Here is a 22442-nt window from a genome sequence, read left to right as displayed (position 1 = left end):
CGCGAGGAGTCAGCAGACTCCGTGGGTCACTTGACCTCGACGGTGGCGCCGGCGCCCTCGAGGGACTCCTTGGCCTTGTCCGCGGCGTCCTTGGCGACCTTCTCGAGGACCGGCTTCGGGGTGCCGTCGACGAGGTCCTTGGCCTCCTTCAGACCCAGCGAGGTCAGCTCACGCACGACCTTGATGACCTGGATCTTCTTGTCGCCGGCGCCGGTGAGGACGACGTCGAACTCGTCCTGCTCGACAACCTCTTCGGCGGCCGGGGCACCCGGGCCCGCAACGGCGACGGCGGCCGGGGCGGCGGCGGTGACGTCGAACTTCTCCTCGAAGGCCTTCACGAACTCGGAGAGCTCGATGAGGGTCATCTCCTCGAACTGCGCGAGCAGGTCGTCCTGGGTGAGCTTCGCCATGGTGGCGGTCCTTCCACTAATTCGGCTGGTGCCGGGTGTACATGTGAGGCGGGCGTACGTTCAGGCCCGCTGCGGCCTCCCGCCCAGGCGTACCTGGACACGGGCTGCCATTACGCGAGCCGAATTACTCGGCACCGCCCTGCTCGGCCTGCTTGGCACGAAGCGCCTCCGCGGTGCGGACGAACTTCGAGGGAAGCGCCTGGAAGAGCGCGGCAGCCGAAGACTGCTTGCCCTTCATGGCGCCCGCCAGCTTGCTGAGCAGAACCTCGCGGGACTCGAGGTCCGCGAGCTTCTTGAACTCGTCGGCAGACATCGTCTTGCCGTCAAGGACGCCGCCCTTGATGACGAGAGCGGGGTTGTCCTTGGCGAAGTCACGGAGACCCTTCGCAGCCGTGACCGGGTCACCGGTCACGAAGGCGACAGCCGTCGAGCCACTGAGGTGCTCGTCCAGCTCGACCCCGGCCTCCTTGGCCGCGATCTTGGTCAGCGTGTTCTTCACCACACGGTACTGAGCGTCCTCACCGAGAGAACGACGCAGCTGCCGGAGCTGTGCAACGGACAGTCCGGTGTACGAAGTGATGACAGTCGCGTTGGAGTCACGGAGCTTTCCAGTGATCTCGTCGACGGCTGCGACCTTGTCGGACGTCGCCATGAGCCTCGGCCTCCTTCCGGGGTGATGATCCTCGACTGACCTTTCGATCAGCCGCGTTCGCCGGACCGCCTGCATCAGGCACACGAGGAAGGGACTGGAGCACAGTCTGAAAACAGCCTGTACAAAGCGAAACGCCCCGAGCGAAGGCGCACGGGGCTGAGCTCTACCGGACACAGTCCGGGAGCACTTCCACAGTCACCTGCGCGGGCCGTCCGCATTCAGCGGATCCTTCGGCCACCGCGTACCTACAGGCACACAGCAACAACCAGCGGTCTTTGGCTTCTCGGGAAGAGTACGCGAACGCGTCCACGTCGAGCAAATCGCCCGGCACCGGACCCCGCGAGGGCCGGTACCGGGCGTCAGGACAGCTGCTACGACTGCGGCTGCTGCTGCTTCACGAGCTCCTTGAAGTCCATGGTGTCCCCGGCCGACGGCTCGGTCGTGTCCACCTCGGTGCCGTAGTCCGAGTAGAAGACCGTGGACGAGAAGGTGCCGTCCTTGGTCTCGCCCTTCTCGGTCTTCTTCACCAGGAGGTCCTCGTCGTCGACCCAGATGTCGACCTTCTCGGTCTTGAGGCCGGCCTGGTCGAGCTGCTTCTTCAGTGCGGACAGCTGCTTGGCGTCCAGGTCCGAGCTCTTGCCCGCGAGGTCGGCCACGTCGACGGTGCCCGAGTAGTGGGTGGCGTCGACGCCACGGACCTTCTCGTCGCCGACCTTCTTGACGTCACCTGAGGCCAGGAGCATCTTCACCGACTGGTTCGGTGTCGTGTTCTCCATCTGGTCCTTGAGGTACTCTCCCGAGGCGCCTGCCATCTGGGCCAGCGTCTCGTAGTCGTACTTGATCCAGTGCTTGCCGCCTGCCTGCTTCGCGAACTCGTCCCCCATGTTCGCGTAGTAGGCGTCCGGCAGGTACCGGTAGTCGATCGACGAACCGCCGAGCTGCTTCATCTGCTGCGCCATCGCGCCGCCGGTGAAGTTGACCTTCATGTCGCCGACCACGCCCTTGTTCCAGGACATCGCACCGTTCATCTTCATGGACATCTGGCTGCCCATGACCGTGGTGCCCTCGATCTTCGACGACTCGGCCTTGTCGGTCGTGTCCGCGACGGTCCGCAGGGCGGCGAGCGGGCTGAAGCCGCCGCCCTCCTTCTTCCCGCTGCTCCCCTTGTCCCCACCCTTGGCCGAGGAACCGCCGTCACCGTCCGAAGAGCCGCCACAGGCGGCGACGCCCGTCAGAGCGGCCGCAGCCACCAGCGATACGCAGGCGCGTCGCAGAGCCCTGTTGGTCATAGTTCCCACCCCAGTCTTCATACAAGTGTCGGCAGCAACGTACGTGAAAAGGGACGAGCCCCGCACCTCGTAAGGTTGCGGGGCTCGTGTGCAAAGCGCGTACGCTCCGCGGCCGTTCATCGACCCGGGGGGTCAGACGGCGGCCGGGTCCTCCTCGGTGAGGAGGTTGCGGGTGCGGTTCGGGTCGAGCTGAATGCCGGGGCCCATCGTGGTCGAGAGGGCGGCCTTCTTGATGTAACGGCCCTTCGCCGCGGACGGCTTGAGACGCAGGATCTCCTCCAGCGCGGCACTGTAGTTCTCCACCAGCTTGGCGTCGTCGAAGGACACCTTGCCGATGATGAAGTGCAGGTTGGAGTGCTTGTCCACGCGGAACTCGATCTTGCCGCCCTTGATGTCGTTCACAGCCTTGGTGACATCGGGGGTGACGGTGCCGGTCTTCGGGTTCGGCATCAGGCCACGGGGACCGAGCACGCGGCCGAGGCGGCCGACCTTGCCCATGAGGTCCGGGGTGGCGACGACGGCGTCGAAGTCGAGCCGGCCCTTCGACACCTCGTCGATGAGCTCGTCGGCGCCGACGATGTCGGCGCCCGCGGCACGCGCGGCCTCGGCACGGTCACCGGTCGCGAAGACCAGGACCCGGGCGGTCTTGCCGGTGCCGTGCGGAAGGTTCACGGTGCCACGGACCATCTGGTCGGCCTTGCGCGGGTCGACACCCAGGCGGAAGGCGATCTCGACGGTGCCGTCGAACTTGGTCGTGGTGGTCTCCTTGGCGAGACGGACGGCCTCGAGCGGGGCGTAGAGCTTGTCCCGGTCGATCTTGGCGTCCGCAGCGCGGAGGGTCTTGCTGCGCTTCACTTCTACTCCTGGAGTCTCAGGTGTGGAGTCGTGGTGCGGACCAGCGCGTGGTCCTTCCACTTCAGGTCAGACGGGGGTGGAGGTCAGCCCTCGACCGTGACGCCCATGGAACGAGCGGTACCGGCGATGATCTTCGACGCCGACTCGAGGTCGTTCGCGTTCAGGTCTTCCATCTTGGTCTGCGCGATCTCGCGGATCTGCGCCTCGGTGACCTTGGCGACCTTGGTCTTGTGCGGCTCGCCGGAGCCCTTCTGGACGCCCGCGGCCTTGAGGATCATCTTGGCGGCCGGCGGGGTCTTCGTGATGAAGGTGAAGGAACGGTCCTCGTAGACCGTGATCTCCACCGGCACGACCCAACCGCGCTGCGACTCGGTCGCGGCGTTGTAGGCCTTGCAGAACTCCATGATGTTGACGCCGTGCTGACCGAGCGCGGGGCCGACCGGCGGTGCCGGGTTGGCCGCGCCGGCCTGGATCTGGAGCTTGATGAGCCCCGTGACCTTCTTCTTCTTGGGAGGCATAGCTCTCTCCGGGTCCTAGTGAGAGGTGATCCGCCTCGATCCGACACATCGGATCGAGGCATACCGCACAACGATAACGGGTATCCATGTGCGGCCAAAAACCGAGCAGGTCAGAACGGCTTCAGCAGCCGTTCTGACCTGTTCGGAGGCTTTGTGTTCCGTACGAACCGGGGGACCGACGAACGGTCCGTCAGTTCTTCTGGATCTGGTCGAAGCTGAGCTCGACCGGGGTCTCGCGGCCGAAGATCTCGACGAGGCCCTTGACCTTCTTCGAGTCGGCGTTGATCTCGTTGATCGTGGCCTGCAGCGTCGCGAACGGGCCGTCGGTGACGGTGACCGAGTCGCCCACCTCGAAGTCCAGAACCTGGACCTCGACCTTGCGGGACGGTGCCGGCTTGCCCTCGGCCTCGGCCGCCTCGCGGGCGGCCTTCTCCTCGGCCTCCGGGGCCAGCATCTTGACGATCTCGTCCAGGGTCAGCGGGTACGGGTCGTAGGCGTTGCCCACGAAGCCGGTGACGCCGGGGGTGTTACGGACGACGCCCCAGGACTCGTTCGTCAGGTCCATGCGGACCAGGACGTAGCCCGGGAGCTTGTTCTGCCGGACGGTCTTGCGCTCGCCGTTCTTGATCTGCGCGACCTCTTCCTGCGGCACCTCGGCCTGGAAGATGAAGTCCTCGACGTTCAGCGAGACGGCGCGCTGCTCGAGGTTGGTCTTCACGCGGTTCTCGTAGCCGGCGTAGGTGTGGATGACGTACCACTCGCCGGGCAGCGTGCGCAGTTCTTCCCGCAGGGAAGCGATCGGGTCGACCGGCTCGGCCTCCTCGACGGCTTCCGCTTCCTCGAGTGCTTCGGCCTCGACGGCTGCCTCGTCCTCGGCGGTCTCCGCGACCGCCTCGGCGTCCGCCTCGACGTGCACGGCCGCGTCCTCCGCGGCTTCGCCGGCAGCGATGTCGGCAGCCTCGGCCTGGTCCGGGTCCTCGGAGTCAGCCGCCTCGACGATGTCCAGCTCGTCCTCGGCGGACTCGACAGCATCCCCGCGAGGCTCGATGGCGTCGTTCAGGTTCGGGTCAGACACGGTGGCTGCTTCTTCCTGGATACAGAGGGGTGGAACGCGCGAAAGCGGGCGCCGGATCCGGCGCCCTTCGCTCGGCTGTTAACCGAAGACGTACTTGACGACTTCCGAGAAGCCATAGTCAATCACGGTCACCAGCGCGATCATGATGACAACGAAGACAATCACCACTGAGGTGTACGTCGTGAGCTGGCTGCGAGTCGGCCAGACGACCTTGCGGAGCTCCGCGACGATCTGGCGGTAGAAGAGGGCCAGGCGCCCGAAGGGGCCCTTCTTGCCGCGCTTGCCGCCCTTGCGCGCCTTCTTCTTGGACTCGTCTGTCTCGTCCGGGGCGTCAGGCGTATCGATCGAGCCCACGGCGTCCGTCACTCGTCCTCACCTGATTCCGGGTCGTGGCCGTGCCGCGCCCGGTTGAGCCGCACGGCGGTGCATTGCAGTACGTACATGCGCACACATCCTGGCGAAAAGGTGTGTGAAGCAGGGCCGGAGGGACTTGAACCCCCAACCGCTGGTTTTGGAGACCAGTGCTCTACCAATTGAGCTACGACCCTTTGATTTCCCCCAACGTACCGCATCCGATCCAGTGCACCGAGTGCGCGGAGTGAGTGCGGGCGCTGAAGGCCAACGAGGGAAGAGCATACGTGGTCTGCGCCCCGGCGTCGAACAGAAAGGGACCGGGCGGTCCTCCAAACCCCGGTGCCGCGTGGACCGGGGGTCTGGAACGATGGGGCCCATGAGCCCTGCAACTCCTCCCACCGAACGCCGGATCTCCGCCCGCATCGGCGCGATCTCCGAGTCCGCCACCCTCGCCGTCGACGCCAAGGCCAAGGCCCTCAAGGCCGCCGGGCGTCCGGTGATCGGATTCGGCGCGGGCGAGCCGGACTTCCCGACTCCCGACTACATCGTCGAAGCCGCGATCGAGGCCTGCAAGAACCCCAAGTACCACCGGTACACGCCCGCCGGCGGGCTCCCCGAGCTCAAGGCCGCGATCGCCGCGAAGACGCTGCGCGACTCCGGCTACGAGGTGGAGGCGGCCAACGTGCTCGTCACCAACGGTGGCAAGCAGGCGATCTACGAGGCCTTCGCGACGATCCTCGACCCGGGCGACGAGGTCGTCGTGCCGACCCCGTACTGGACCACCTACCCGGAGTCCATCCAGCTCGCGGGCGGTGTGCCGGTCTACGTGACCGCCGACGAGACGACCGGTTACCGCGTATCGGTCGAGCAGCTCGAGGCCGCCGTCACCGAGAACACGAAGGTGCTCCTCTTCGTCTCCCCGTCGAACCCGACCGGCGCGGTCTACACCCGCGAGCAGGTCGAGGAGATCGGCCGCTGGGCCGCCGGCAAGGGTCTGTGGGTGCTCACCGACGAGATCTACGAGCACCTCGTCTACGGAGACGCCGAGTTCAGCTCGCTGCCCGTCGTCGTCCCCGAGCTGCGCGACAAGTGCATCGTGGTCAACGGCGTCGCCAAGACGTACGCGATGACCGGTTGGCGGGTGGGCTGGGTGATCGCCCCGAAGGACGTCATCAAGGCCGCGTCCAACCTGCAGTCGCACGCCACCTCCAACGTGAGCAACGTCGCGCAGGCCGCTGCCATCGCCGCGGTGTCCGGTGACCTGACCGCCGTCGCGGAGATGCGGACCGCCTTCGACCGGCGCCGCAGGACGATCGTGCGGATGCTGAACGAGATCGACGGGGTGCTCTGCCCCGAGCCCGAGGGCGCGTTCTACGCGTACCCCTCGGTCAAGGACCTGCTCGGCAAGGAGATCCGCGGCAAGCGGCCCGCCACCACGGTGGAGCTCGCCGCGCTGATCCTGGACGAGGTGGAGGTCGCGGTCGTGCCGGGCGAGGCCTTCGGGACGCCCGGTTACCTGCGTCTGTCGTACGCGCTCGGGGACGAGGACCTGGTCGAGGGTGTGTCCCGGATCCAGAAGCTGCTCGCGGAGGCGAAGAGCTGACGCGTCGCCGCTTCGACGGGCGTCCGGGGTCTGCCCGGGCGCCCGTTTCTTCGTTCGGGTCGTACTCCGCACAGCTCCAGAAACGAAAGCGGGTACCGGGAGGGGCGGTGCGTACGGCAGGATCTTGGGATGGAGCGTGTACGTGTCGGCGGCGAGGCCGCGTCCCGGGATCTGCGAGAGCTGCCCAAGGCCCATCTGCATCTGCACTTCACCGGATCGATGCGGCCCAGCACGCTGCTCGAACTGGCCGACAAATACGGCGTTCACCTGCCCGATGCGCTCACCGGCGGGGAACCGCCGAAGCTGCGGGCCACCGATGAGCGCGGCTGGTTCCGCTTCCAGCGGCTCTACGACATGGCCCGGTCCTGTCTGCGGTCCCCGGAGGACATCCAGCGTCTGGTGCGCGAGACGGCGCAGGAGGACATCAGGGACGGGTCGCGGTGGCTCGAGATCCAGGTCGACCCCACTTCGTACGCCCCGCGGCTGGGCGGTCTGATCCCGACGATCGAGGTCATCCTGGACGCGGTGGAGACGGCTCAGCGGGAGACCGGGCTCGGAATCCGGGTACTGGTGGCCGCGAACCGGATGAAGCACCCGCTGGACGCGCGCACGCTGGCCCGGCTCGCGGTGCGGTACACGGACCGCGGCATCGTCGGTTTCGGACTCTCGAACGACGAACGGCGCGGTATGGCACGGGACTTCGACCGGGCCTTCGCCATCGCACGGGAGGGCGGGCTGCTCGCGGCTCCGCACGGCGGCGAGCTGAACGGACCGTCCTCGGTCCGCGACTGCCTGGACGATCTGCACGCGTCCCGGATCGGGCACGGGGTGCGGGCCGCGGAGGACCCGAGGCTGCTGCGGCAGCTCGCGGACAGCGGGGTCACCTGCGAGGTGTGCCCTGCCTCCAATGTGGCGCTCGGGGTGTACGAGAAGCCCGAGGACGTACCGCTGCGCACGCTCTTCGACGCCGGGGTGCCGATGGCGCTCGGTGCGGACGACCCGCTGCTCTTCGGCTCACGGCTCGCGGAGCAGTACGAGATCGCCCGTACCCACAGCGGCTTCGACGACGGTGAACTGGCCGAGCTGGCACGGCAGTCGGTGCGCGGGTCCGCGGCGCCCGCGGATGTACGCGAGGGGATGCTGAAGGACATCGACGGGTGGCTGGCGGGTTAGGTACGGCTACTTCTCGCCGGAGCGTCCGGCCCCCGGGCAACAGCGGACGAAGTCCTGGACCACGGCGTTGGAGTCGTCCGCGGGTGCCCAGGCGACGCCGACCTGGCTCGGCCCGACACCGGTGAGGGATCGGTAGGTGATGCCGGGACGGGCGTAGAAGCGGGCCGCTGACTCGGGGGCCAGGGCGACGCCGTAGCCGTTCGCGATCGCGCTGAGCCAGTCGTCCGGGTGCTCGGTGACGGCGCCGATGCGGACCGGGTGGCCGTCGCGCAGATCGGTGGCCAGCCAGAAGTCGCGCCACCGCCCCGTCTCGGGCGGGGCGGCGACGAACGGCTCGTCCCGCAGCTCGCGGAACGGGATCGTCTCGCGGGCCGCGAGCGGGTGCCCGGTGGCGAGTGCGACCAGGAGGGGTTCGGTCAGCAGGACCTTCGTGCGCAGCGCGTCCTGACCGGGGAAGGGCAGGCGTACCAGGGCGACGTCCACGTCCCCGTCCTCGAGCCCGGCGTCCGGGCGTGACCAGGAGGCCTGCCGCATGTCCACCCGCCAGCCCGGCCGGCGGCGGGTGAAGTCCTCGATGATGCGCGGGGTCGCCTCGTTGGCGGCGCTGGCGAGGAAGCCGACTCGCAGCACTCGGGCCGCGCGGCCGGCCGCGCTCTTCGTCGCCCTCAGCACCTGGTCCCAGTCGGACAGCAGGGCGGGCACGCGCTGCGCCAGTTCGCGACCGGGTTCGGTCAGCGTCATGCCTGTCCGCGAGCGCGTGAACAGCCGTACTCCCAGCTGGGTCTCCAACTGCTTGATCTGCTTGGTGAGAGCCGGCTGGGACACGAAAAGCCGCTCGGCGGCGCGGGTGAGCGTCCCCTCTTCCGCCACGGCGGCGAAGTAGCGCAACAAGCGGGTGTCCACGTCCATGCGTCCAGGCTAGCGAGGTATGCCGCCGGGTTATAGACGCAGGTATTGGACGCCGAGCGAGGACGTGGCGAGGCTTGCCGTGAGCAGCCCGCGGATGCGGGTGCGGTCGTCTCGCGGCCCCGGGGCCGGAAGGGGGAGCACATGTTCATCGCCTACGTCGTCGTCACTGTCGCCGCGGTCCTGGCCAACGCCGCGAGCGCCTTCGAGGACTTCCGGCGGTCCGGGTTCGTCGTCGCCAACTCGACCGAGGTCGGAGTTCCGCAGTCCTGGTTGCCCTGGCTCGCCACGCTCAAGGCCGCCGGCGCCGGGGGCCTGCTGCTGGGGCTCGTGGGGGCCGCGCCCCTCGGCATCGCCGCCGGGGTCGGGCTGGTCCTGTTCTTCGTCGGCGCGATGGCCGCACATGTACGGGCCCGGGTCTTCCACAACATCGCGTTCCCCGGGGCCTATCTGGCGCTCACCGTCTCAGCCCTCGTCCTGGCCGCGGCGCGATGAGGGGCGCTTCCCGGGTCAGCCGATGCCGTTCAGGAGGGTGCGAGTGAGGTCGGCGGCGAAGGCGTCGACCGGGGGCGGCGGGTGGCCCGCGCCCATGTCGTAGGCGAAGGCGCGCTGGGCGCAGGCGCCGAGGAGCAGGGAGGCGGCGGCGAAGGGGTCGGCGTCGGCGCGGATGCGGCCGCGCTCCTGCTCGTTGCGGAGGTAGCCGGCCAGGCCTTCGATGGGCATGTGGGGGCCGGTGCCCAGTTCGCGCATGGCGGACTCGTGGCGCTTCTTGAGCTTGGTCTCCGCATAGAGCGATGCGGCGATCGGGAAGCTCTCCTCGTAGAAGAGGGCGGCCTCGCGCGCGATGTGGGTGAGGTTCTGAGCGACGGAGTTCTCGCCGGGGTCGGCGACGAGGCGGTGCAGCAGCGGCGCCAGCTGCGGGAGCCGCTCGCGCAGTACGGCGACGAAGAGCTCCTCCTTGCTGGCGAAGTGCTTGTAGAGCGCGGCCTCGGAGCAGGCGGCCTCCTTCGCGATCTGTTTCGTGGTCGCCTTGGCGAGGCCGACGGTGCTCATGAGGTGGTGGGCGGCATCGAGGATGCGGGCTCTGGTGGGTGCGGGGCGGGCCGCTGGCACGAGTGGGACTCCTTTCGCCGCCCGTCGTCCGTCGTCCGGACTTGACGCGCGGGTGAGTGTTTACTCACCCTAGTAGGTGAGTGAACACTTACCCACCTGGAGGGTGCGGCCATGGAACTCACCGTATTCGGCGCCACCGGCGGTATCGGACGCGAGATCGTCGGCCAGGCACTGGCGGGAGGGCATCGCGTGACCGCGGTCGTACGCGATCCTGCCGCGCTCACCGCGACCGGCGAAGGCCTCTCGGTCGTCACCACGGATCTCGGCGACGAGGCCGCGCTGCGCGATGCCGTGGCGGGGCGGGACGCGGTGCTCTCGGGCCTGGGCGCACGCGGGCGCGCAGCGGCCAAGTCCGGTATCGCCGCGCGGCTCACCCGGCCCGTACTGCGGGCCCTGGAGGAGACCGGGACACGGCGGTTCCTCGCGGTGAGTGCGGCTCCGCTGGCCCCGGAGCCCGCCGACCAGACCTTCCTCCACCGCACCCTGGTCCTGCCGCTGGTCAGTGCGATCCTGCGCCCGGTCTACGACGACCTGCGGGTGCTCGAGGAGCAGGTACGGGCGGGCGCCACGGACTGGACCCTGGTGCGACCCCCGCAGCTCCTGGACAGGCCACTCACCGGCTCGTACCGCACCGCTCTCAACGTCAACCTGCGCAAGGGAACGCAGATCGGCCGTGCGGACGTGGCCCACGCGATGCTCGCCATGGTCGATGATCCGGCGACGGTGAAGCAGGGAGTGAGTGTCGCCTACTAGGCCCCGGCACCGCCGACGGCTCAGAGGCTGACGCCGACCGTCACCGGCTCGTTGACCAGAGTGACGCCGAACGCGTCCTGCACACCGGCGACCACTTCGCGCGCGAGGCCGAGCAGATCCTCGGTACGGGCGGAACCGCGGTTGGTCAGGGCCAGCGTGTGCTTGCTCGAGATGCGGGCCGGACCGCTGCCGTACCCCTTGGTGAAGCCGGCCTTGTCGATGAGCCAGGCCGCGGAGGTCTTGGTGCGCCCCTCCCCAGCCGGAAAGGCGGGAGGCTCGATTCCGGCGCCGAGCCGGGCCTCCACGCGCGCGTGGAAGGCGGCGAACTGGGCGTCGTCCAGGATCGGGTTGGTGAAGAACGAGCCGGCGGACCAGGTGTCGTGGTCCTCGGGGTCGAGCACCATGCCCTTCCCGGCACGCAGCTTCAGTACGGTCTCGCGGGCGCGGTCGAGCGGCACCCGCTCGCCGGCCGAGACCCCGAGAGCGCGCGCGGTCTCCGGGTACTTCAGCGGCGCGCTGAGACCGGCCGCGTCCTCGAGGGCGAAGCGGACGCGCAGCACCACGTAGCGCTCGGGGTCCGCCTTGAAGCGGCTGTGGCGGTACGAGAAGGCACAGTCGGCGTTCGCCAGCGTGACCGTCTCGTTCGCCGTCCGGTCGTAGGCCACCACTTCGGTGATCGTCGAGGAGACCTCCTGGCCGTACGCCCCCACGTTCTGGATCGGGGTCGCGCCGGCGGATCCGGGGATCCCGGCCAGGCATTCGATGCCGGCCAGACCGGCCTCCACGGTGCGGGCGACCGCGTCGGTCCAGACCTCGCCGGCGGCCAGTTCGAGGTCGGTGCCGTGCAGTTCGAAGCCGGTGGTGGCGATCCGCAGGGCCGTGCCCGCGAAACCGTCGTCGGAGACGACGAGGTTGCTGCCGCCTCCGATCACCAGGAGCGGCGTGCCCTCGGCGTCGGCCTCGCGGACGGCGGCGACCACCTCGGCATCTGTGGTCGCCGTGATCAGGCGGGTCGCGGGGCCGCCGAGCCGGAAGGTGGTCAGCGGGGCGAGCGGGGCGTCGTGGAGTTCCTGCACGGGCACCAGGGTACGGGCCGGAAGGCGGCGGTCGTACGGGACGGGGCGGGGGCGCACGGGTCCGCGCGCGAGACCCGTGCCCACCCCCACCGGTCAGCCCACCTGCCGTTCCCGCGTGGCCGCTGCCGACCGTCCGGGGATCAGCAGTGCGGCGACGGTGGCGAGGGCCACCGCCCCGGCGCCGATCCAGAGCGCGGGCACCACCCCGTCGGCGGCCTCCTGCGGCGAACCGAACCCGCCCTGCGACGAGAACACCGAGGCCAGGGTCGCGACACCGAGCGTGCCGCCGATCTCACGCAGCCCGTTGTTGGCGCCGGACGCGATGCCCTGCTCGGAGCTCCGCACGCTGCCCATCACCAGGCTGGCCGCCGGCGCGAAATACAGCGCCATGCCGATCCCGCTGAGGATCAGGGCGGGCAACTGCGCGGCGTAGGACATATCGGGTTCGAGCACCAGGGCGTACGCCGCGAGGCCGAGCGCCTGCAGAGCGAGTCCGGTGGCCACCACCGGACGGCCGCCGATCCGGTCGGAGAGGTAGCCGGCGATGGGCGCCACGAGGAGGGGCATGCCGGTCCACGGCAGCATCCGGAGACCCGCTTCGGTCGGCGAGTAGCCGAGCACGATCTGCAGGAACTGGCTCAGCAGGAAGACCGAGCCGAACATCCCGAGGAACATCAGCAGGCTCGCGGCATTGATCCCCGAGAAGGCCCGCTCACGGAACAGCCGCATCGGCAGCATCGGGCGCTCGGCCCGCAGTTCGTGGAGTACGAAGCCGACGAGGAAGGCCGAGCCGCCGATCAGGCCGGCCAGCACCCGGCCGCTGGTCCAGCCGTGCGAGCCGGTACTGACCAGCGCGTAGACGATGCCGAAGAGGCCGGTGCTGACGAGCAGTGTGCCGGGGACGTCCAGGCGGGCGCCGGGTGCGTGGGACTCGCGCAGGCGCAGACGGGCGAGCGGGATCAGGACGAGGCCGATCGGCACATTCAGCCAGAAGATCCACTCCCAGGCGATGTGTTCGGTCAGGCTGCCGCCCACCAACGGCCCGCTGGCGACGGCGAGTCCGGTCACGGCACTGTAGAGGCCGAGCGCCGCACCCCGGCGCTCGGCGGGCACCGCGGCGGTCAGCAGGGTCAGGGTGAGCGGCATCATCACGGCCGCGCCGACGCCCTGCAGCGCACGGGCCGCGATGAGTTCGTCGATCCCGGGCACCGCCGCCGCGGCGGCGGAGGCGGCCGTGAATACGGAGAGGCCGGCGATGAACAGCCGGCGCCTGCCGAACCGGTCTCCGAGCGCGGCGCCGAACATCAGCAGCACGGCGAAGGTGAGCGTGTACGCGTTGACCGTCCACTCGAGGTCGGCGAGCCCGCCGCCGAGGTCCCGGCCGATGGACGGCAGGGCGGTGGTCACGACGAGATTGTCGAGCGCCGCCATGAACGCGGCGACGCTGGTGATCGCCAGTGCCCAGCCGGCGCCGCCCCGCCCGCCGCGCCCGTCCGGCGGGCGCTCCTCCCCAGTGACAGGTCCGGTCACAGGTCCGGCCGATCCACCGCGCGAACCGCCTCGTGACGTGCCCGCTCGTGACGGGTCGACCGTGCTTTCCGGATCGACCGTGCTTTCCGGAGTGATGGACATGACTCCTCCTTCTCTAGTTAGTCATTGATTACTAACTTTCTGAGGCATGACTGTCCGCTCCTCATGACCGACGGAGACACCGCACCCGCCACCTCAGCCCCGGACCGCCACCCCTTCCACGCCGGCCCGCACCACGGCTACGACCCGACCTCGCGCTTGACGCGGGCCGAGATGTCCAGGGCGCCCCACACCCGATGCTCGGACGTGAAGCCCATCGCCGCCAGGCAGTTGATCAGCATCCCGTGCCCCATGAAAGTCGCGACCTCGTCGGCATCCGCGCCGAGCGCCGCCTGAGCGGTGTCCCAGATCCCCATCCAGCCGGCCCGCACCATCTCGCCGAACTCGTGATCCCCCGCAGCCTCCGCCGCGGCGACGGCCACGTAGATCTGCATCTGCAACTGCAACTTGTCGGGATCCTCGACGACCAGCCGCGTGTAGGCCTCGGCCAGCGCCTCCTTGGCCTCTTCGCCTTCAAGCCCCTCGGATGCGGCCTCGAAGACCTCGCGGGTCTCGTCGAGACATCGGGACGCCACGGCCAGGAAGATCGCCTTCTTGCCGGGGAACAACCGGAACAGGTACGGCTGCGAGACACCCACACGCCTGGCGATCGCCTCCGTCGACGTGCCGTGGTACCCGCCCTGCGCGAACTCGGCCGTCGCCGCCCGAATCACGCTCTCCCGCCGGTCCTCGGCACTCATTCTGACCATGCGAGCAAGTTAGTGGCCAATCACTAAGTACGTCAAGGGAAGGCAGCTACGGGGACGGAGCAGCGGCTGCGGCGGACGGCGGCGGATTGCGGCGCCCGAACAGCAGTAAGGAGCGCCCGCCATTGCGAACGCCCCTTACGCCTACCGAACCCCCTACGACCGGTTACGTACCGGCACCGCGTCGGTCGTCCTCAGACCAGCTGCACGACCGCCCGGGCCATACCGAGCACCTTCTTGCCGTCATTCACGGCGGTCAGGTCGACCCGCACCCGGTTGTCGTCCAGGAGGGCCGCGACCTTCGCGCTGACCTCGATCGTCGTGCCCTCGCCGTCGTTGGGGACCACGACCGGCTTCGTGAAACGGACGCCGTACTCGACAACCGCTCCGGGGTCGCCCACCCAGTCCGTCACCACCCGGATCGCCTCGGCCATCGTGAACATGCCGTGCGCGATGACGTCCGGGAGGCCCACCTCGCGTGCGAACTTCTCGTTCCAGTGGATGGGGTTGAAGTCCCCGGAAGCGCCCGCGTAGCGGACCAGTACGTCCCGGGTCACCGAGAAGGTCTGGGCGGGCAGTTCGGTGCCGGCCTCGACCTCGCTGTACTTCACCTGTGCCGCCATCTCAGCTCTCCTCCGGTGCGCGCGCCACGAGCTTGATGGAGGCGGTCACCACGTGCTCGTTCGCCTCGTCGTGGACGTCGGCACGGACGTCGAGGATGTCGTTGCCCGCCATCGACCTGATCGCCTCGATCGTGGTGGTCACGCTCAGCCGGTCGCCGGCCCGCACCGGGCGGGTGTACGCGAACTTCTGGTCGCCGTGCACCACCTGGTTGTAATCCAGGCCCAGTTGCGGGTCCCCGGTCACCTGTCCCGCGGCTTTGAAAGCGATGGAGAACACAAAGGTCGGCGGGGCGATCACATCGGGATACCCCAGCGCTTCGGCCGCCTCCCGGTCGATGTACGCGGGGTGGGAATCGCCTACCGCCTCCGCGAATTCGCGGATCTTCTCCCGGCCGACCTCGTACGGATCGGTGGGCGGGTAGGACCGTCCGACGAAGGACTGGTCGAGCGCCATGGGTCCGGAACCTCCTGCAACGAATCGGTGGATCGGATGCGGCCTGAGAAACGACACCGAGACACGACGCGAGGCCGCCCCCACTGGTGGGGACGGCCTCGTGTACGAGCCTGTTTCAGCGCGTTTCGCGGTGCGCGGTGTGCGCGTTGCAACGCGGGCAGTGCTTCTTCATCTCAAGACGGTCCGGGTTGTTACGCCGGTTCTTCTTGGTGATGTAGTTCCGCTCCTTGCACTCCACGCAGGCCAGCGTGATCTTCGGGCGGACGTCGGTGGCAGCCACGTGAGTGCTCCTTGACGGACATTGGACGGATTAACGCAGAAAAGAGTAGCCGATCGGAGGACCGACCCCACAATCGGCTACTAACAGTAGCGGTGACCGGACTTGAACCGGTGACACAGCGATTATGAGCCGCTTGCTCTACCGACTGAGCTACACCGCTTTGATGCGAGCCCCTCACCCGAAGGCGAGGGAGCCGCACATCAGAGCCCCAATACGGAATCGAACCGTAGACCTTCTCCTTACCATGGAGACGCTCTACCGACTGAGCTATTGGGGCGAGCGATGAAGACATTACACGGTCGGCTGCCGTTCGCCCAAATCCGTTTCGCTGCCCCCTTCTCGACACTTGCCCCACAGGCCACAGCGGTCTCGGTCGGCCACGCCGGTACGACTATTTCGCTCCTGCGCGGGCGCCGTGAAGCGGCGCCCTAGGCTCGTCCCACGCTGCGTGATCTTGATCTCCTGCAGCCGTACGACCTTCCAGGAGCGCGATGCCCGACAGTCAGCCGCAGCCACGCCGTGACGGTGCCGCCGAGGACGCGAGCGCCCTGCTGCTCAGCGGGGCAAAGCTCACCGACGGCAGGACAGTGGATGTCAGGTTGGGCCACGGCCGTATCGAAGCGGTGGGCACCGCGGGCAGCCTGACGGCACACTCCGCGCGCGTGGACCTCGGCGGCTATCTGCTGCTGCCGGCCCCTGCCGAACCACACGGCCACCACGCCACGGCCCAGACCGCCGACGCCGACGGCCCGGTCTCGTACGACGTTCCGGAGGTCCAGCGGCGGGCCACCGAGTCCGCTCTCCTGCAGCTCGGGCACGGGGCCACGGCGTTGCGCTCGCACGTGCGGATCGGCGATGTGCACGGACTGGGGCCGATGGAGGCCGTGCTGCAGGCCCGCCGCTCGCTGCGAGGGCTCGCCGACCTGACCGCCGTCGCGGTCCCCCGGCTGCTCACCGGTCTCGCCGGGGCCGACGGACTCGCGATGCTGCGGGACGCGGTGAAGATGGGCGCCGGCGTGGTGGGCGGATGCCCGGACCTGGACCCGGATCCGACGGGGTACGTGGAGGCCGTGCTCGAGGTGGCCGCGGAGCACGGCTGCCCGGTCGACCTGCACACCGATGGCTCCGACCCGGCCCGTCTCGCCCGTCTCGCGTCGATAGCCGGCGGTCTGCGTCCGTCCGTCAGCATCGGCCCCTGCTCAGGACTCGGAAGGCTTGCGGCGGACAGCGCGGCCCGGGCGGCCGAGAGCCTCGCGGCGGCCGGTGTGACGGTCGTCTGCCTGCCCCAGGGCGACTGCGGGGGCCTCGAGCAGCGCGGGACGGGGGCCGCTCCGGTACGGCTGCTGCAGGCGGCCGGGGTCCGGGTCGCGGCCGGTAGCGGCGCGCTGCGCGATGTGGCGAATCCGGTGGGACGTGGCGACCCGTTGGAGGCCGCGTATCTGCTGGCGTCCCAGCACGGGCGCAGTCCCGGCGACGCGTACGCGGCGGTGAGTGCGACGGCGCGAGCCGCGATGGGGCTGCCGGAGGTCAGGGTCGAGGCCGGCTTCCCCGCCGAACTCCTCGCCGTACGCGGTGAACGTCTCGGGAGCGTGCTGTCCCTCGCGTACAGCCGGGTGGTGGTGCACCGGGGCCGGGTCGTCGCGCGGACCAGCGCGGTGCGGGAGTACTGCGACTCGGCGGCGGCCGTCGCACTCGATCTGCCCCGGCAGGGACGGCCCAAGGGGAACGGCGCTTCCTGAACACGCCCCAGCTGCCCGCCCGCTGGAATTGTGCTCCGAGGCCCGGGCGTCAACTCGATGCGTCAACCGACGTCCCGTCGACTACGCGCGCGTGGACGGGGACCAAACCCCCTACCGTCGTACGCCGTTCGCGTCCTCCGTCAGCGGCTGACTGACACCCGGCATGCGACTCCTGCGCGCGCGTGCAGACGTTTCCGCGTCTTGAGGCGCCCGGCGCGCAGGGCGCGTATCCGAACGTTCAGGAAACCCCCGGTGGGGTGCGTCGCGGTTGGGCGGCAGGAGGGCGCCGCCCGGCGTACCGTCGAAGACATGCGCATTGTCATTGCTGGAGGACACGGTCAGATCGCGCTGCGGCTCGAGCGGCTGCTCGCTGCGCGCGGTTACGAAGTCGCGGGCCTGATCCGCAACCCCGAGCAGGGCGACGACCTACGGGAGGCCGGGGCCGAGCCGGTCAACTGCGACCTGGAATCGGCCACGGTCGAGGAGGTGGCCGCCCATCTCCAGGGCGCGACCGCCGCCGTCTTCGCGGCAGGCGCGGGTCCGGGCAGTGGCACCGAGCGCAAGGTAACGGTGGACCGGGATGCCGCCGTGCTGTTCGCCGACGCGGCCGAACGTGCCGGAGTACGCCGCCACATCGTCGTCTCCGCGATGGGCGCCGACGTCGCCCACGAGGGGGACGAGGTCTTCGACGCCTACCTGCGCGCCAAGGGCGCGGCGGACGACCACGTACGAGGCCGTCCGGGCCTGGACTGGACGATCCTGCGCCCCGGCCAACTCACCGACGACGCAGGCACCGGACAGGTACGCCTGGAGGCCTCCACCGGCCGCGGCCCCGTCCCCCGCGAGGACGTGGCAGCCGTGATCGCCGACCTCATCGAGACGACGGCCACTGCGGGACTGACCCTGGAACTCATCAGCGGTACGACGCCCGTCCCGGTCGCGGTGAAGGACGTGGCAGGCAACTGACAACGGGCGCTGCCCCACTGCGGCCCCACGAATCCTGGACGCTTTACGGACGACCCGTGGACTGACAGGTCGGGGGACGCGCGGGGGACGCCGCCCCGGCTTCGGGGCGTGAAACGAAGAAAGGCCCCGTGGCCAGCATTCACGCTGGTCACGGGGCCTTTCCTACCGTGTGGCGGCGCCAGGATTCGAACCTGGGAAGGCTGAGCCGGCAGATTTACAGTCTGCTCCCTTTGGCCGCTCGGGCACACCGCCTGGGTGGCTGCTCGAAGCTGTGGGCTCCGTGGCAACGACGTAAACGATACCCGATGCCCAGGGGTGGTTCGCCACCCGGTTGATCGTGGGTGGGGCGGTCCTGGGCAGGTGCTGTGTGCGGCGGGCGGTACCCCCTCCGGGCGGCGGTGCAGGGCCTAGGCTTTGCGGTGCAAGCCCGTACGCAGAGCGACATACGCACACCGATACAAGGAGCCACAGGACATGGCCGACTCCAGTTTCGACATCGTCTCGAAGGTCGAGCGGCAGGAGGTCGACAACGCCCTCAACCAGGCCGGCAAGGAGATCTCGCAGCGCTACGACTTCAAGAACGTCGGCGCCTCGATCTCCTGGTCCGGCGAGAAGATCCTGATGGAGGCGAACTCCGAGGAACGAGTGAAGGCGATCCTCGACGTCTTCCAGTCGAAGTTGATCAAGCGCGGCATCTCCCTGAAGTCGCTCGATGCCGGTGAGCCGCAGATCTCCGGCAAGGAGTACAAGATTTTCGCCTCGATCGAGGAGGGCATCAGCCAGGAGAACGCGAAGAAGGTCGCGAAGATCATCCGGGACGAGGGCCCCAAGGGGATCAAGGCGCAGGTGCAGGGTGACGAGCTGCGTGTCACCTCGAAGAGCCGCGACGACCTGCAGTCGGTGATCGCCCTCCTCAAGAGCCACGATTTCGAGTTCGACCTGCAGTTCGTGAACTACCGCTAGGCGGTGCCCGATACCGCAGGCCGGCGTGAACTGCCGCCGGCCCGCGATGCCTCGAGTCGGGCGAGGTGGAACGGGGCGGACGAACGAGGTCCCCGGCCGGTGGTTCCGGCCGGGGACCTCGTCCTTGTGGTGCGCTGTTGCCGGTCAGGGCAGGTCGTGGCTCAGTTCGATGTCGAACTCGGCGGCGTCCGGGCCCGCGGTGTGCAGCACGTTCGCCACGGGCGGGTAGCCGCTGGCGATCACCGAGTACTCACCGGCGTCCAGGTCGGTGAAGGCATACGCACCGTCGTCGCCCGTGGTGGAGGTGGCCACCACTTCGCCCGCCGAGTCGAGCAGCGTGACGAGGGCGTCGGGGAGCGGGCCGCCGTTCGCCGCTGAGCGTACGGTGCCCTGCACGCGGGCGGTCGCGACCAGGTCGAACTCCAGGCGGTTACCCGCCCGTTCGCCCGTTTCCACCGTCCGTGCCGCGGGGCGGAAGCCCGGTGCGCTGACGGTGACGGTGGCCGCGCCCGAGGTCAGCTCCTCGAAGTCGAAGCCGCCGCGTTCGCCGGTCGTGGCGGTGGCCAGGACCTCGCCGCCCGCGTCGGTCACCACGACCCGGGCGCCGGACACGGGTCCGCCGTCGGGGCAACGGACCAGTCCTGCCGGGCCGTTGGACGCGGCGAGGCGGATGTCGTAGCCGAGGACGTCCTCGCGTACGACGACCGTGGCGGCCTGGGGCTGGTGGCCTTCTGCGGCGACGATCAGGCCGTAGCTGCCGGGGCCGGGAACGTCGAGGTCGTAGGAGCCGTCGACGTGGGCGGTGGAGCGGCCCAACTGGTCACCGGTCACCGAGATCAGGGTGACCGCGGCGCGCGGGAGCCCCTCGCCCGCGGCGTCCCTGACCGTGCCGCGGATGCCGGCTCCGGCCGGCTCGACGGCATCGGCCGGGGCGAACGCGGTGGTCCGGGTGACCGCGTCGGCCGGCTGGAGCGCATCGGTCGGCGCCACGGCGCCGACGGCGGCCGGAACCCCCACCGGATCGGCGCCCGAACCCGCCGAGGCGGCAACGTACTTGGCCAGGCCCTCGCCCTCGACGTCGACGTTCGGCAGCGCGCGGTCCAGCCAGCGCGGCAGCCACCAGGCAGCGCGGCCGAGCAGCGCGAGCACCGCGGGAACGATGGCCATGCGGACGATGAACGCGTCGAAGAGCACGGCGATGGCGAGACCGAAGCCGATCATCTTGACCATCGACTCGCTGGAGCCGATGAAGCCGGAGAAGACCGCGATCATGATCACGGCGGCCGCCGTCACCACCCGCGCGCCGTGCGTGAAGCCGGTGACGATCGCTTCGCGTGGGCTCTCGCCGTGGACGTACGCCTCTCGCATGCGGGTGACCAGGAAGACCTCGTAGTCCATCGCCAGGCCGAAGACGACGCCCACCATGAAGATCGGCATCATCGACATGACCGGACCGGTCTCCTCGACGCCGAGCAGCGAGCCGAGCCAGCCCCACTGGAACACGGCGACGACGGCGCCGAGCGCGGCGAGCACGGAGAGCAGGAAGCCGAGGGCCGCCTTGAGGGGCACCAGGATCGACCGGAAGACGATGATCAGGAGCAGGAAGGCCAGGCCCACGACGAGCGCGAGGTAGGGCAGGAGCGCGTCGTTCAGCTTCTGCGAGACGTCGGTGTTCATCGCCGTGGTGCCGGTGACCAGGACGTTCGCATCGGTCGTGGCCTTGAGGTCGCCGCCCGCGTCGCGGATGGCGTGCACCAGGTCCTCGGTCTCGACGGAGGACGGCTTGGAGTCGGGGACGACATTGATCATCGCGGCGTCGCCGGACTTGTTGAACGTCGCCGGGGTCACCGTGGTGACGTTGTCGAGGCCCTTGACGGTGTCCGAGACCTCCTTGACGGCCTGCTTGGGGCTGTCGCTGGAGCCGGCGTCGACGACGACCATCAGGGGGCCGTTGAAGCCGGGGCCGAAGCCGTCGGAGAGCAGGTCGTAGGCCTTGCGCTGGGTGGTGCTTGTGGGCTGTGCGCCGTCGTCGGGCAGGCCGAGTTCGAGCGACGAGGCCGGTAGGGCGGCGGCGCCGAGGCCGAGGACCGCGAGCAGCAGTACGGCGACGGGGTGGCGCAGGACGAAGCGCGCCCAGCGGGTGCCGGCGCCCTCCTTGCGGGGAGCCTCGCTCGCGGGAGCCGCGTGGGCCGGGCCGTCTGCCGCCTCGGCCTTCTTGCGGTCGCGCTTCTTGCGCTTGGCGCCCATGGGGCGCACCCGGCGCCCCGCGTAGCCGAGCAGCGCGGGGATCATGGTGAGGGCGATCAGGACCGCGATCACGACCGTGCCGGCGGCGGCGATACCCATCTTGGTGAGCATCGGGATGTTGACCACCGCGAGGCCGACGAGGGCGATCACGACGGTGAGGCCGGCGAAGACCACTGCGGAACCGGCGGTTCCGACTGCTCGTCCGGCGGCTTCCTCGCGTTCTCGGCCCTCGGCCAGTTCGGCGCGGTAGCGGGAGACGATGAAGAGGGCGTAGTCGATGCCGACGGCGAGGCCGATCATCATGGCCAGGATCGAGGTGGTCGAGCCCAGGTCCATGACACTGGCCAGTGCGGTGATCGTGGAGACGCCGATGCCGACGCCGATCAGTGCGGTCAGCAGCGGCAGTCCGGCCGCGACCAGCGATCCGAAGGTGATGATGAGGACGACTGCGGCGACGCCGATGCCGATGATCTCGGTGGCGCCCGTCTCGGGCACCGCCTGGAGCGCGTCACCGCCGATCTCGACGGTCAGGCCGCTGTCGCGGGCGTCCTTCGCGGTGTCCTCGAGCGCTTCCCGTGAGGAGTCCTCGAGCTCCATGCCGGACACCTTGTACGAGACCTGGGCGTAGGCCGTCGTACCGTCCTGGCTGACCGCCTTGGCCTGGAACGGGTCCATGACCGAGGCGACCTCGGAGTCCCTGCCGAGCTCCTTGACGGTCTCGCGCACGGTGTCCCGGTTGTCGGCGGAAGCGATCTTCTCGCCGTCGGGGGCCTTGAAGACGACGCGCGCGGTGGCGCCGTCCGCGCTGGCTCCGGGGAACCGTTCCTCCAGCAGGTCGAAGGCCTTCTGGGCCTCGGTTCCGGGGATCGAGAACGAGCTGTTGCCGGCCACCGGCGCCTGCGAGGCACCGACTCCGGCGAGCGCGAGTAGGGCCACCCAGAGGAGGGTGACGAGGTGGCGTCGCCGGAAGGCGAGCTTGCCCAGTTTGTAGAGGAAAGTGGCCACGAGGACGTAACTCCCGGTCAGGTCGTGGTACTTGGGCCAGGTGGGGGCCCTG

At 69.4% G+C, this 22442-nt stretch carries 23 protein-coding genes, 4 tRNA genes and 1 pseudogene; 7 read left to right on the top strand and 21 right to left on the bottom strand.

The window, feature by feature from the left end; translation table 11 throughout:
• Nucleotides 1-26: 26 nt before the first annotated feature.
• The 8 genes from rplL to DSC45_RS00830 all read right to left on the bottom strand — a co-directional run bounded on the left by rplL (nt 27) and on the right by DSC45_RS00830 (nt 5347).
• Entirely contained in the window at nt 27-410 is a 384-nt protein-coding gene (rplL, locus tag DSC45_RS00865) for a 50S ribosomal protein L7/L12 (RefSeq protein ID WP_119286182.1), read from the bottom strand.
• Nucleotides 411-534: 124 nt separating this feature from the next.
• Nucleotides 535-1062 (bottom strand): 50S ribosomal protein L10, encoded by a 528-nt coding sequence (gene rplJ, locus DSC45_RS00860; protein ID WP_119286181.1) that lies wholly within the window; start codon nt 1060-1062, stop codon nt 535-537.
• Between the two features lie 371 nt (nt 1063-1433).
• A complete protein-coding gene (locus tag DSC45_RS00855; protein ID WP_119286180.1) occupies nt 1434-2351 on the bottom strand; it encodes an SCO4651 family lipoprotein in 918 nt (305 codons plus the stop codon).
• Nucleotides 2352-2483: 132 nt separating this feature from the next.
• Nucleotides 2484-3206: a 50S ribosomal protein L1 gene (rplA, locus tag DSC45_RS00850; protein WP_119286179.1), complete on the bottom strand. Its 723-nt coding sequence runs from the start codon at nt 3204-3206 to the stop codon at nt 2484-2486.
• A gap of 83 nt (nt 3207-3289) precedes the next feature.
• Nucleotides 3290-3724, bottom strand: coding sequence for a 50S ribosomal protein L11 (gene rplK / locus DSC45_RS00845; RefSeq protein ID WP_119286178.1), 435 nt, complete (start codon nt 3722-3724; stop codon nt 3290-3292).
• Nucleotides 3725-3914: 190 nt separating this feature from the next.
• Nucleotides 3915-4799 (bottom strand): transcription termination/antitermination protein NusG, encoded by an 885-nt coding sequence (gene nusG, locus DSC45_RS00840; RefSeq protein WP_119286177.1) that lies wholly within the window; start codon nt 4797-4799, stop codon nt 3915-3917.
• A gap of 78 nt (nt 4800-4877) precedes the next feature.
• Nucleotides 4878-5165 (bottom strand): preprotein translocase subunit SecE, encoded by a 288-nt coding sequence (secE, locus tag DSC45_RS00835; protein WP_119286176.1) that lies wholly within the window; start codon nt 5163-5165, stop codon nt 4878-4880.
• A gap of 109 nt (nt 5166-5274) precedes the next feature.
• Nucleotides 5275-5347 (bottom strand) — tRNA-Trp (locus DSC45_RS00830).
• 182 nt (nt 5348-5529) lie between these two features.
• Between DSC45_RS00830 and DSC45_RS00825 the strand changes: the two genes are divergently transcribed.
• On the top strand, nt 5530-6756 hold the full coding sequence (locus DSC45_RS00825; RefSeq protein ID WP_162929077.1) for a pyridoxal phosphate-dependent aminotransferase: 1227 nt from the start codon (nt 5530-5532) through the stop codon (nt 6754-6756).
• 129 nt (nt 6757-6885) lie between these two features.
• Nucleotides 6886-7929: an adenosine deaminase gene (locus tag DSC45_RS00820; protein WP_119286174.1), complete on the top strand. Its 1044-nt coding sequence runs from the start codon at nt 6886-6888 to the stop codon at nt 7927-7929.
• Nucleotides 7930-7935: 6 nt separating this feature from the next.
• Here the strand turns inward: DSC45_RS00820 and DSC45_RS00815 are convergent, their stop codons facing one another.
• The gene (locus DSC45_RS00815) at nt 7936-8838 is read right to left on the bottom strand and encodes a LysR family transcriptional regulator (RefSeq protein ID WP_119286173.1); all 903 of its coding nucleotides are present in this window, start codon (nt 8836-8838) and stop codon (nt 7936-7938) included.
• Nucleotides 8839-8979: 141 nt separating this feature from the next.
• Here DSC45_RS00815 and DSC45_RS00810 point away from each other — a divergent pair, with 141 nt between their 5' ends.
• Complete coding sequence (locus DSC45_RS00810) at nt 8980-9330, top strand: DoxX family protein (protein ID WP_119286172.1); 351 nt, start codon at nt 8980-8982, stop codon at nt 9328-9330.
• 15 nt (nt 9331-9345) lie between these two features.
• On the opposite strand, the gene DSC45_RS00805 is transcribed toward DSC45_RS00810, so the two are convergent.
• Entirely contained in the window at nt 9346-9948 is a 603-nt protein-coding gene (locus DSC45_RS00805; protein ID WP_119286171.1) for a TetR/AcrR family transcriptional regulator, read from the bottom strand.
• A gap of 111 nt (nt 9949-10059) precedes the next feature.
• On the opposite strand from DSC45_RS00805, the gene DSC45_RS00800 reads away from it, so the two are divergent.
• Entirely contained in the window at nt 10060-10701 is a 642-nt protein-coding gene (locus DSC45_RS00800; protein WP_119286170.1) for an NAD(P)-dependent oxidoreductase, read from the top strand.
• A 20-nt stretch (nt 10702-10721) separates the two neighbouring features.
• On the opposite strand, the gene DSC45_RS00795 is transcribed toward DSC45_RS00800, so the two are convergent.
• The 8 genes from DSC45_RS00795 to DSC45_RS00760 form a co-directional block, all read right to left on the bottom strand.
• Nucleotides 10722-11777 carry a UDP-N-acetylmuramate dehydrogenase gene (locus DSC45_RS00795; RefSeq protein WP_119286761.1) on the bottom strand — a complete coding sequence of 352 codons (1056 nt, stop codon included), beginning with the start codon at nt 11775-11777 and terminating at the stop codon, nt 10722-10724.
• 93 nt (nt 11778-11870) lie between these two features.
• Complete coding sequence (locus tag DSC45_RS00790; RefSeq protein ID WP_240434302.1) at nt 11871-13307, bottom strand: DHA2 family efflux MFS transporter permease subunit; 1437 nt, start codon at nt 13305-13307, stop codon at nt 11871-11873.
• Between the two features lie 239 nt (nt 13308-13546).
• Nucleotides 13547-14116, bottom strand: coding sequence for a TetR/AcrR family transcriptional regulator (locus DSC45_RS00785; RefSeq protein ID WP_119286168.1), 570 nt, complete (start codon nt 14114-14116; stop codon nt 13547-13549).
• A gap of 191 nt (nt 14117-14307) precedes the next feature.
• Nucleotides 14308-14736: a MaoC family dehydratase gene (locus DSC45_RS00780; RefSeq protein ID WP_119286167.1), complete on the bottom strand. Its 429-nt coding sequence runs from the start codon at nt 14734-14736 to the stop codon at nt 14308-14310.
• A gap of 1 nt (nt 14737) precedes the next feature.
• Nucleotides 14738-15190: a MaoC family dehydratase N-terminal domain-containing protein gene (locus DSC45_RS00775; protein ID WP_119286166.1), complete on the bottom strand. Its 453-nt coding sequence runs from the start codon at nt 15188-15190 to the stop codon at nt 14738-14740.
• A gap of 115 nt (nt 15191-15305) precedes the next feature.
• A complete protein-coding gene (gene rpmG, locus DSC45_RS00770) occupies nt 15306-15470 on the bottom strand; it encodes a 50S ribosomal protein L33 (protein WP_003948671.1) in 165 nt (54 codons plus the stop codon).
• 87 nt (nt 15471-15557) lie between these two features.
• Nucleotides 15558-15630 (bottom strand) — tRNA-Met (locus DSC45_RS00765).
• A gap of 44 nt (nt 15631-15674) precedes the next feature.
• Nucleotides 15675-15747, bottom strand: a tRNA-Thr gene (locus DSC45_RS00760).
• Nucleotides 15748-15961: 214 nt separating this feature from the next.
• On the opposite strand from DSC45_RS00760, the gene DSC45_RS00755 reads away from it, so the two are divergent.
• On the top strand, nt 15962-17209 hold the full coding sequence (locus tag DSC45_RS00755) for an amidohydrolase family protein (protein ID WP_119286165.1): 1248 nt from the start codon (nt 15962-15964) through the stop codon (nt 17207-17209).
• A gap of 309 nt (nt 17210-17518) precedes the next feature.
• Nucleotides 17519-18175 carry an SDR family oxidoreductase gene (locus tag DSC45_RS00750; protein ID WP_119286164.1) on the top strand — a complete coding sequence of 219 codons (657 nt, stop codon included), beginning with the start codon at nt 17519-17521 and terminating at the stop codon, nt 18173-18175.
• 170 nt (nt 18176-18345) lie between these two features.
• On the opposite strand, the gene DSC45_RS00745 is transcribed toward DSC45_RS00750, so the two are convergent.
• Nucleotides 18346-18427 (bottom strand) — tRNA-Tyr (locus DSC45_RS00745).
• A gap of 222 nt (nt 18428-18649) precedes the next feature.
• Between DSC45_RS00745 and DSC45_RS00740 the strand changes: the two genes are divergently transcribed.
• Nucleotides 18650-19138 (top strand): YajQ family cyclic di-GMP-binding protein, encoded by a 489-nt coding sequence (locus tag DSC45_RS00740; protein WP_119286163.1) that lies wholly within the window; start codon nt 18650-18652, stop codon nt 19136-19138.
• 144 nt (nt 19139-19282) lie between these two features.
• Here DSC45_RS00740 and DSC45_RS36195 read toward each other — a convergent pair whose 3' ends face one another.
• Together DSC45_RS36195 and DSC45_RS00735 are read right to left on the bottom strand one after the other, a co-directional pair.
• Nucleotides 19283-20128, bottom strand: a complete 846-nt coding sequence (locus tag DSC45_RS36195) for an MSCRAMM family protein (RefSeq protein WP_240434361.1) — start codon at nt 20126-20128, stop codon at nt 19283-19285.
• A 69-nt stretch (nt 20129-20197) separates the two neighbouring features.
• Nucleotides 20198-22390, bottom strand: a pseudogene (locus DSC45_RS00735) (MMPL family transporter); the annotation flags it as partial.
• Between the last annotated feature and the right edge of the window lie 52 nt (nt 22391-22442).

This window comes from Streptomyces sp. YIM 130001, assembly GCF_003574445.1.
Classification (GTDB): domain Bacteria; phylum Actinomycetota; class Actinomycetes; order Streptomycetales; family Streptomycetaceae; genus Streptomyces.
The sequence above is the reverse complement of the archived record's forward strand: the minus strand, read 5'-3'. Positions and strand labels throughout refer to the sequence as shown.